General features: G+C 44.8%; 9 protein-coding genes. 1 reads left to right on the top strand and 8 read right to left on the bottom strand.

Going from position 1 to position 10017, the window contains the following annotated elements; genetic code table 11:
• Window positions 1-436 precede the first annotated feature (436 nt).
• The 7 genes from BP95_RS29765 to BP95_RS29760 all read right to left on the bottom strand — a co-directional run bounded on the left by BP95_RS29765 (window position 437) and on the right by BP95_RS29760 (window position 6835).
• Window positions 437-1219, bottom strand: coding sequence for a CPBP family intramembrane glutamic endopeptidase (locus BP95_RS29765; protein ID WP_051614011.1), 783 nt, complete (start codon window positions 1217-1219; stop codon window positions 437-439).
• A gap of 693 nt (window positions 1220-1912) precedes the next feature.
• Complete coding sequence (gene groL / locus BP95_RS0106115) at window positions 1913-3550, bottom strand: chaperonin GroEL (protein WP_021254325.1); 1638 nt, start codon at window positions 3548-3550, stop codon at window positions 1913-1915.
• A 124-nt stretch (window positions 3551-3674) separates the two neighbouring features.
• Complete coding sequence (gene groES / locus BP95_RS0106110) at window positions 3675-3959, bottom strand: co-chaperone GroES (RefSeq protein ID WP_021254326.1); 285 nt, start codon at window positions 3957-3959, stop codon at window positions 3675-3677.
• 299 nt (window positions 3960-4258) lie between these two features.
• The gene (tatC, locus tag BP95_RS0106105; protein ID WP_028531654.1) at window positions 4259-5041 is read right to left on the bottom strand and encodes a twin-arginine translocase subunit TatC; all 783 of its coding nucleotides are present in this window, start codon (window positions 5039-5041) and stop codon (window positions 4259-4261) included.
• Window positions 5042-5117: 76 nt separating this feature from the next.
• Window positions 5118-5387: a twin-arginine translocase TatA/TatE family subunit gene (locus tag BP95_RS0106100; protein ID WP_021254328.1), complete on the bottom strand. Its 270-nt coding sequence runs from the start codon at window positions 5385-5387 to the stop codon at window positions 5118-5120.
• A gap of 127 nt (window positions 5388-5514) precedes the next feature.
• Window positions 5515-6015 (bottom strand): MogA/MoaB family molybdenum cofactor biosynthesis protein, encoded by a 501-nt coding sequence (locus BP95_RS0106095; RefSeq protein WP_028531653.1) that lies wholly within the window; start codon window positions 6013-6015, stop codon window positions 5515-5517.
• Window positions 6016-6154: 139 nt separating this feature from the next.
• Window positions 6155-6835, bottom strand: a complete 681-nt coding sequence (locus BP95_RS29760; protein ID WP_051614010.1) for a 5-formyltetrahydrofolate cyclo-ligase — start codon at window positions 6833-6835, stop codon at window positions 6155-6157.
• A 323-nt stretch (window positions 6836-7158) separates the two neighbouring features.
• On the opposite strand from BP95_RS29760, the gene BP95_RS0106085 reads away from it, so the two are divergent.
• Window positions 7159-9129, top strand: a complete 1971-nt coding sequence (locus BP95_RS0106085) for an ABC-F family ATP-binding cassette domain-containing protein (RefSeq protein WP_021254331.1) — start codon at window positions 7159-7161, stop codon at window positions 9127-9129.
• A 94-nt stretch (window positions 9130-9223) separates the two neighbouring features.
• Here BP95_RS0106085 and BP95_RS0106080 read toward each other — a convergent pair whose 3' ends face one another.
• Window positions 9224-9700 carry a YbaK/EbsC family protein gene (locus BP95_RS0106080; protein WP_028531652.1) on the bottom strand — a complete coding sequence of 159 codons (477 nt, stop codon included), beginning with the start codon at window positions 9698-9700 and terminating at the stop codon, window positions 9224-9226.
• Window positions 9701-10017: the final 317 nt, after the last annotated feature.

Here is a 10017-nt window from a genome sequence, read left to right as displayed (position 1 = left end):
GGTCATCCCCATATGGAGTGTCTGTAAAAGAAAGTGAAAGCAAAAAAAAGGAATCACGCGATCTAGCCAGGGGGATGCACCATTTATTTAGAACAGAGTATTATAATAAATATAGTACCTTGACTGTCAGAGTAATATATCTTATTATGCAGTTGTGGAGGTGATTGTATGAGCGAGAACAAGATCACATCCGCCCTACTGCGCGGACATACGGATACGATGATGCTTATATGTTTGCAATAAGGGTGTATAAAAAGAGGGTATAAAAATTTTAACCGCCGAATGCTCGACACAGGCATCTCCCTAAACAAGGCGGTAGAGTAGAAACTGATTCAGAAGGAAAGTATTGAACAAAGAAAGATGATCGTATACAAAGCTGTAGACCAAAATGAGTGCCCCAGCAAATAGAGCTGAGGCACTCATCTTATAGAGTCGCTCATTGCGACATTTGAGGTTGTTGATCGGTAGAATTAGTGATACTACTCTCTTGCGCAATATGCTTCTTCCAAAGATAGATCGCATAAAACAATAAAAGTGCTACCTGCACGGGTAGTATAATAATTCCAGTTTCGATACTGCCTTCTGTCAGAAGTGAGATAAAGTCATGTGCGGCATGCCATACAATTACGAACCACAAGCTCTTCGTAATCGATACAATCTCCGCGAATACAATACCAACCAGAAAAGCATAAACAACCTGCAGTAAGCTGTAGCCAATATTTTGGCCACCAAATGCATTCGCCATATGTAATACCCCAAATATTACCGACGACCATATGATCGCCGCTTTAATTCCTTTTTCCCCTATGTACCTTAGAGCCAACCCCCTAAAATAGATTTCCTCATTGAAACCAATCGAAATCGTAAATAACAGGGTAAACACATATTGTACCGGACGTATTTCACCACTGAAGCCATACGCTACAATAGAAAGCACTTCAATTACGAGCAGCGGAATGTAAAACATAACCTTACTACTGCTCTTAGCCTCGCTATAACGGAATCCGTAATCATATAACGAAAACCGTGACTTCTTCATAATCATAAACCCAATAATGGCTGATACAGCGAGAAAAGCTGCCAATACTAACAAGCTATGATCATCGTCTAACCCGATAGCCTTCGTTACAGCGAAGCCGGTTGCTGTCATCAAAGTGCAAAGCAATCCTACAAGTATTGCCGCCCAGTATGGGTGTCTTATCGAAAATTCTGTCTTCATCAATACTCCTCATTTCGCTCATTAGTATTGTTAAGGAAATAACGCATACCTACCTTGGTATGAATGATGCAGCATTTCTCTGCTCTCCGCGGCGTGTCTCTGTAAGTTGATCCGGGATGGAGCTTCGGATTCGATTGAGCACTTGCTCGTATAGTGGTTTGCTTGAATCCAACGTGATTCACATTCCGCAACAATCATGTCATTCAATGAGCTCCTTCCTTTGGTGTATCATTTGTATGTAGTGTATTATATCACTTGATACACTTAATACAATAGGTAAATGAAAAAAATGTTAAAAATAATTCCTCAAACTGGATATATCAAGATAACTTCAGCTCCGTGTACAGGAATTCGATCACTGAGTTCAACAAAAAGAACAGCTATCCAGCGCTTGTGCGCGAATAGCTGCTTTGTCGATAACGGATAGGTTCACTTATTAACTGATTAAAACTGATCGCCTTGTCCACGAAGACGGGCCATTTGCTGCCAGACTGTACCAACAGCCTCTTCACCAGAACGGATGCGCTCAATCGCCATCTAGAATATGGCTGAGGAACATCTATATGCAGTAAAAGAAACCAATAAAAAAGAAGCCACTCAAACGTTCAGAGAACGAATGAGAAGCTTCTCATAATCAATGTAGATAATTTAGGCGCGGTCGACCATCTTCGAATTGCTTCGAAAATGATTCTATTACATCATGCCGCCCATTCCGCCCATGCCACCCATGCCGCCCATATCAGGCATGCCGGCTTTTTCTTTTTCTGGCTTGTCAGCGATAACCGCTTCTGTTGTCAAGAACATAGCTGCAACGGAAGCTGCGTTTTGCAACGCGGAGCGTGTTACTTTTGCAGGGTCAACGATACCTTGAACGATCATGTCAACCCACTCGCCAGTAGCAGCGTTGTAGCCTACGCCAACTTTTTCATTTTTCAAGCGCTCAACGATAACGGAGCCTTCTTGACCAGCGTTATCAGCGATTGTACGAACTGGGGACTCAAGAGCTTTCAGGACGATGTTCACACCTGTTTGCTCATCGTCAGATGCAGTTACAGCTGCAACTGCATTGTATACGTTCAGAAGCGCAGTACCACCACCAGCAACGATACCTTCTTCAACTGCTGCACGAGTCGCGTTCAAAGCATCCTCGATGCGCAATTTGCGCTCTTTCAATTCTGTTTCAGTAGCCGCACCAACTTTGATAACTGCTACGCCGCCTGCCAATTTAGCAAGACGCTCTTGCAGCTTCTCTTTGTCGAATTCGGAAGTTGTTTCTTCCAATTGCGTACGGATTTGGTTCACACGCGCATCGATGTCCGCTTTGTTGCCAGCGCCATCTACAACGATTGTGTTTTCTTTTGTTACGCGAACTTGGCGAGCAGTACCCAATTGATCGATCGTAGTCGATTTCAATTCGAGACCGAGCTCTTCTGTAATGACTTGGCCGCCAGTCAATGCGCCGATATCTTGCAGCATTGCTTTACGACGGTCGCCGAAGCCTGGTGCTTTAACAGCTACGCAAGTGAATGTACCGCGCAATTTGTTCAGAACCAATGTAGGAAGTGCTTCGCCGTCTACATCTTCAGCGATGATAACGAGCTGCTTGCCTTGTTGAACGACTTTCTCCAATACTGGCAAGATTTCCTGGATTGTAGAGATCTTCTTATCTGTGATCAAGATGTACGGATTGTCCAGAACAGCTTCCATCTTGTCAGTATCAGTGATCATGTATGGAGAGATGTATCCGCGGTCGAATTGCATACCTTCAACCACTTCAAGCTCTGTGTTGAATCCTTTGGATTCTTCGACAGTGATTACGCCATCTTTGCCAACTTTCTCCATCGCTTCAGCGATCAACGTACCTACTTCATCGTCAGCTGCAGAGATCGCTGCAACTTGAGCAATGTTTTGCTTGCCTTCGATCGGCTTCGCAATGTTGTGCAATTCTTCAACTGCTGCACGAACAGCCTTCTCGATACCTTTGCGAACTACCATTGGGTTCGCGCCAGCTGTAACGTTCTTCAAGCCTTCGCGAATCATCGCTTGAGCCAGAACTGTAGCTGTAGTTGTACCGTCACCAGCAACGTCGTTTGTTTTCGTAGCTACTTCTTTAACGAGTTGTGCACCCATGTTTTCGAATGCATCTTCCAACTCGATTTCTTTCGCGATTGTTACACCGTCATTCGTAATAAGCGGAGAACCGAATTTCTTCTCCAATACAACGTTGCGACCTTTTGGCCCAAGTGTCACTTTAACCGCATTTGCCAAAGCATCTACACCACGAAGCATCGCACGACGTGCTTCTTCAGAGAACAAAATATCCTTAGCCATTAGTGAAACCCTCCTCAATTCGTATCAATATGTTCATTCATTCATCTTCATGTATGTGATTCAGCGGTTCCCTCTCTGGAACGTGATCATGTGATTGCAAAATGAGCGCATACGCTCTCCGGCTCTATTCGCCGATTACTGCGTGGATGTCGCTTTCTTTCATAATCAAGTATTCTTTGCCTTCGAATTTAATTTCAGTTCCAGCGTATTTGGAGAACAGCACGCGGTCGCCTTCTTTTACTTCCAAAGCCACACGTTGGCCGTCTTTCCACACTCCGTTACCTACTGCCACAACTTTACCTTCTTGCGGCTTTTCTTTGGCAGTGTCCGGCAATACGATTCCGAAAGCTGTAGTTTCCTCCTTCGCAATTGCCTCGATCAATACGCGTTCACCTAAAGGTCTGATCATGAAAAATAGCCTCCTTTTAAACAAGAGTTATAAAGTGAAGAATCCGCTGCCCGATAGTACGGACAAAGGCTCCACAACAAAATTAGTAATGTGTTAGCACTCGATAGTGGTTAGTGCTAATAACAATTCTTATGATACTGATTTTAAGATTCGATTGCAAGGGGGTATTCGCTTAAAAATTTTTAACTTTTTATAACCCTTATGTCTCCAAAGCTTATAAAGACGGGCTGATTTCAACAAAAAATGCAGGTAAGGAAAAGTGCAAATCGAATCACACTCTCTCTACCTGCATTTATAACTTAAGCGATTGTCGCATCTGCTGATTCATCGAACTCTTTCTCCCAAGCAAGCTGTTCTGCTATCTGTTTGCGATATACAATCGAAGACAAGAACACACTTAACTCATAAAGGATGAGCAGCGGGATCGATACCAAGATATCCGAAATGACATCCGGCGGCGACAGCATCGTACCTAACACAATTAAGATAAAATACGCTAAACGGCGCATTTTGCGCAGCCGAAGCGGATTTAACAGCCGTATTCGTGTCAGGAACATGATTACAACTGGCAGTTCAAACAGCAGTGATATCGGGAGCAATATATTGAACATGAACGAGAAATATTGCGTAATCCCATACGTCGCTTGCAAATCCATGTGTTTATTAATACTAGAAGTAAACTCGAAAGCCATCGGAAAGACAACAAAATACGCAAATGACAGCCCTAACAAAAATAATACGAACACAAAGGGCACATAACGAAGAGCCGCTCGCCGCTCTATCACTCTCAAGCCGGGACTGACAAAAGCCCACAGTTGATACAGCGTAATCGGCAGTGTAATCGCCAAAGCAAAAATAAAGGCGAACTTCATATAAATATTGATGCCATCCCAGAGCGAAAATCCATGCAGCGGCATATTTTTGGCCGGCTCGACACTGCGCAGGTAGGTATAGATCGGATCAGCTAGTATAAGTCCGCCTACAAGTCCGATAACAAGCGCCACCAGAATAAGAACAATCCGTTTGCGCAGTTCGACAATGTGCTCGACCATTGTCATTTGGTCTTCCTTTTCTATCGACATTGCTACACCAGCCTGTTCATCACATTGTTGCAATCTTCGCTAGGCCACAGCCAAAAGGCCTGTCACCAGCGAAGCATTATTCCGGCAAACGCCGTTGTGATTCGGAATGAGTCGCCGACGCCGTAGGAGAAGGCTGTTCAGACTTCTCTACATCTACATGCTGCACTTCCTTGCGAACAGGCTTAGATTCTTCGTCATCGCCCATAATATCGCGTGCACCTGCTTTGAACTCCCGTAAAGTACGGCCAAATGCGCGGCCAAGCTCAGGAAGTTTATTGGGTCCGAACAATAACAAGGCAATAATCAACAGCAACAGAACACCAGAAACCCCGATTCCGTTAAACACCTTGTAATTCCACCTTTCATTGCCTCTATAAAATGAAATGCTATGATATACATCATAACATACTAGATATGTAGAAAATACCAATGAACTGTAACAAATTTATGAAAATCATTCCAAATTCGGCACACTACTCGAATTCGTCCGCACTGCTCAAATTCCCGCTAACCGCGTACAAAGCATGCGGCAACTGGTCGATAATCGCCAGCAAATGATCATGTACACCCTTTGGACTTGCAGGCAAGTTGATAATGAGTGATTTGCCTCTTATTCCACAGACTGCACGAGACAGCATTGCCTTGCGGGTTCGCTGCATAGCTGCGTACCGCATTGCTTCTGCCAATCCAGGAACTTCCTTATCAATCACCTTCATCGTCGCTTCAGGCGTCACATCACGCGGAGCTAATCCATTTCCTCCGGTGGTAATAATTAAGTCCGCTTGGAAGTAGTCAGCCATCTCAATTAATGATGCTGAAATATCATTGACCTCATCCGGCACAATCCGGTATTCTACAACCTCACCATGCAATTCTTCCTCGACTAGCTCACGGATAACCTGTGCGCTCGTATCCTCCCGTTCGCCACGTGAACCTTTATCACTTGCTGTTAATATCGCCACTTTCCAAAGCATGTCCATTCCTCCTTCCGCCATTCGCCAATTCATCATAATAATCTCTTGTTCCATGCTAAAGCTCGTTTATATTTTCTCAGTTGTGTCTGTCTAGTCCAATATAAAAAGTCGCAGTCTAATCAAAAATACTATGAGTCTGCTACTGCAATCCAAGTTCGAGCTCTTCCTGCGAAATCCTTCCTCGCTCGCAAAAAATTATGCCTTCTTCGGAAATAAGCAGATCCACCCCAATGTCATGGGGCTCCATCGGAACATTATCAGTAATCTGCCAAGAATAGACACAGCTTATCCGCACGACCGAGAGATCCCCTTCGATATCTTGATTGTTCGTGAAGCTCTCCATATAAGACTGCCAGAAGCGATCATAATATCCAGCCCCTAATCCGAGTCTGCCGCCTTCGGTATCAAATGCAATACCAGGTACAATAATCACGTCTAGACTTGTCCATTCTTCACTCGGCAGCAAGTCCGTATGTGCCTCAGGTTCACGGAGCCCGAAGCAGCCATCCGTAAACGTCGTCTGCTCATCCCATCGATGCAGTGTCATTGTTCGTGTAGCAGGGATTGTTCGCGGCAAGTAAATCTGATCTCCAGCTTCTAAACAAACAGCGAACAAGGGTTTAATGTCCAACTCTCTTCCAAATGGCCAATAGCCAAATATCCGAAGTGGGCGCTTCAAATGTTCCCGCAGCTGCGCGAAATAGGCAGAAGCATGGTTACATACTTCTGCACTGGATACAGCGTACTCCTTCTCCATTACCGCCTTTCGGCGCTGTTTGAATCGTTCTCGAAGTGTGCCTTTATCTGCCGCTTGCTCCAACTGTACCCCTCCTCGGCTGCGTTACATTCTTCCATTCGGCGTAAATCTCTTATGTATGTTCATTTGCTCTTATTTTCACTCATTTTCACCATTTTCAACCTTAGTTTACCATCCTTACTTCATTTCCGCTAGCTATACGCAAGCATTCTCCATTTTCGATACCGACTGCTTTCAATATTATCATCTCATACATGGAAAGACTTCGCACTTTTCCGCATTTTCATGTAAACTTAAGGGGATATGTTCAATTCTGATTGCTCTTGTAGCACGGATTGGACAACCTCTTAAGACATGGTAGTTTGCCCAAAACGGAGGAGATACCGATGCTGCTTCAAGCGAACGGCATATGCAAAAGTTACGGGATTACCCCCGTGTTATCCAACATTACTTTTCAAATTTTAGAGCGTGAGCGAATTGGCCTAGTTGGGGTCAACGGCGCCGGCAAGTCTACGCTCCTGCAAATGATTGCGGGAGAGCTCACACCTGATGATGGCATCATATACAAGTCGAAGGAAACTCGAATCGGCTATCTTGCCCAACATACCGGTCTCCATTCAGAACGGACGATTTGGGAAGAGATGATGTCCGTATTCTCTCACCTCATTGAGGCTGAGCAGGAGCTTCGAGAATTAGAGCGTCTTATTGCTGACCCTGCAACTGCGGAGAATGAATCTCGATATGAAGAGATCTTGCGTCGATATGCGGAGCAACAAGATTGGTTCCGCCAGCATGGCGGCTACGAGATGGAGACGCGTGTGCGAAGCATCTTGCACGGCATGGGATTTGGTCAGATGGATCCGAACACGATTCATATTCACACGTTGAGCGGTGGACAGAAGACGAGATTGGCACTTGCCCGAATTTTGTTGCAACAGCCTGATTTGCTTCTGCTTGACGAACCTACGAACCATCTAGACATCCATACCCTTACATGGCTCGAAGGTTACTTACGCTCCTATCCTGGCGCTGTCCTTGTTGTATCGCATGACCGGTACTTCCTAGATGCGATGGTGACGACGATCATCGAGATCGAACGCCATCAGGCCAAGCGGTATACAGGCAATTATTCGAAATATATCGAGTTGAAGGCAGCCGAATATGAGCAGCAAATGAAACTCTATGAGAAGCAGCAAGTTGAAATAGCTAAGCTTGAGGACTTTGTACAGCGCAATATCGTACGCGCCTCAACAACCAAGCGTGCACAAAGCCGTCGTAAAACACTCGAAAAAATGGAACGAATCGATAAGCCATTAGGGGATCTGAAGCGTGCAAGCTTCAGCTTCGAGATTACACGTCAAAGCGGGAAAGATGTGCTTAAAGTAGAAGAAGCATCTGCATCCTATGACCATAAGCCTCCATTATTCCGCCACGTAAGCTTCGAATTGAAGCGTGGAGAAATGGTCGCACTCATTGGCCCGAACGGAATCGGCAAGTCCACCTTGTTGAAAGCATTGACTGGCAAGCACGATCTTTTAGCTGGACAGATCCAATGGGGCACGAATGTTACGATTGGTTACTATGATCAGGAACAGACAAATTTGAACCCGAATGTAACCGTCATGGAGGAAGTATGGTCTGCCTATCCGCATATGGATGAAGTTCGTATTCGAACCGTACTCGGAAGCTTCTTATTCAGCGGAGACGATGTACAGAAGAAGATCGCTTCTCTCAGTGGTGGGGAAAAAGCTAGAGTAGCACTAGCCAAGCTGATGCTCCTACAAGCAAATGTGCTCATACTCGATGAGCCGACCAACCATTTGGATCTATTCAGCAAGGAAGTGCTCGAATCCGCTCTGATTGACTATGAAGGCACACTGCTCTTTATTTCACATGACCGTTACTTCCTCAACAAGATGGCTGAGCGCATCGTGGAAATGAGTGCAGAAGGAACGTGTCATTTCCTAGGAAATTATGACGACTATGTAGAGAAGAAGCAGCAGCTGGAAGAAGATAAGGATCTGCTCTCCACAAATCCATCTCAGCCGAGCAAACCTGCTTCATTCCAGAGCAGTACGGCGGAAGGCAAATCAGAAGCAGCACCTAGCGGATTGTCTACGTATGAAGCAGATAAGCAGTCGAAGCGAGAAGAACGCGCACGACAACGTAAGCTGGAGCAAATCGAGAAGCAAATTGCCGAGTTGGAAGCAGAGATTGCTGCTCGTGAACTAGAACTTACCGAACCCGAAGTGTTCAATGATTATGTACGCGTCCAGTCGATTCAGGAACAATTAGATGCGTCCAAGGCCGCACTTGATGAAGTATATGCCGAGTGGGAGCTGCTTATGGAGGCATAAGAAAGTTTATCCTCAATACGTGTTGAAAAGGGATCTCCATTGGGATCCCTTTTTTTGTATACACTTCAGGCACCATACAACTTATCCATATGATCTATGTGATAGAAACTACCTTTCCGTTCGTCAATTCCACTAACTGCTCAGGCGTTAATTGAAAGACAGCTTTGGGATGGCCTGCTGCGGCCCATATCACTTCATATTTCATCAGTTCTTCGTCGATCAGCGTCTCAATCGATTCCTTATGGGCAAACGGCGGAACTCCTCCGATCACATAGCCTGTATGTTCTCGGACAAAATCAGCATCTGCCTTGCCAATCTTTTCATTCAATAGATGACTGATCGCTCTCTCATTTACGCGATTCGTACCACTTGCCACAATTAGCAAAGGGAGGTCTGCAGCTTTTCTGCGAAATATAATTGACTTTGCGATTTGCGATATTTCACACCCGATTGTGTTTGCGGCTTCTTGCGCGGTTCTCGTGCTATCCGGCAGCTCAACAACCTGATTAGGCAGACCCCTAGCTGCAAGCTTGTCCTGCACAATCTGCGCACTGTTCTTAAGCTCATCCATTCCAACACCTCCATCACAGCTCGGTGAATCAATTTTACTCTGAATGGCTACTTACAAGATGGGTCAGTGCTGAATAACATCAGCACCGAACCATTATTTATCGCTAGTACGATAAGCCATCCTGCAGCATTCATGCCCTACATTTCATTCCACGAAATGGAATTTTCATGAATAAATGCAGACTTTAAGACCACATCCACGTAAATCACAGGTTATTCACAAGAATCATTTTTATGAAACAGAAATCTAATTTTCATTTTTACTCATTTTTTATTGGTAGACCAGTGTTTTGATTTTGTAAACCAAGATTATCCACT

Source organism: Paenibacillus sp. UNC217MF, assembly GCF_000686865.1.
Lineage (GTDB): Bacteria > Bacillota > Bacilli > Paenibacillales > Paenibacillaceae > Paenibacillus_B > Paenibacillus_B suaedae.
This window is presented reverse-complemented; position numbering and strand designations above follow the sequence as displayed.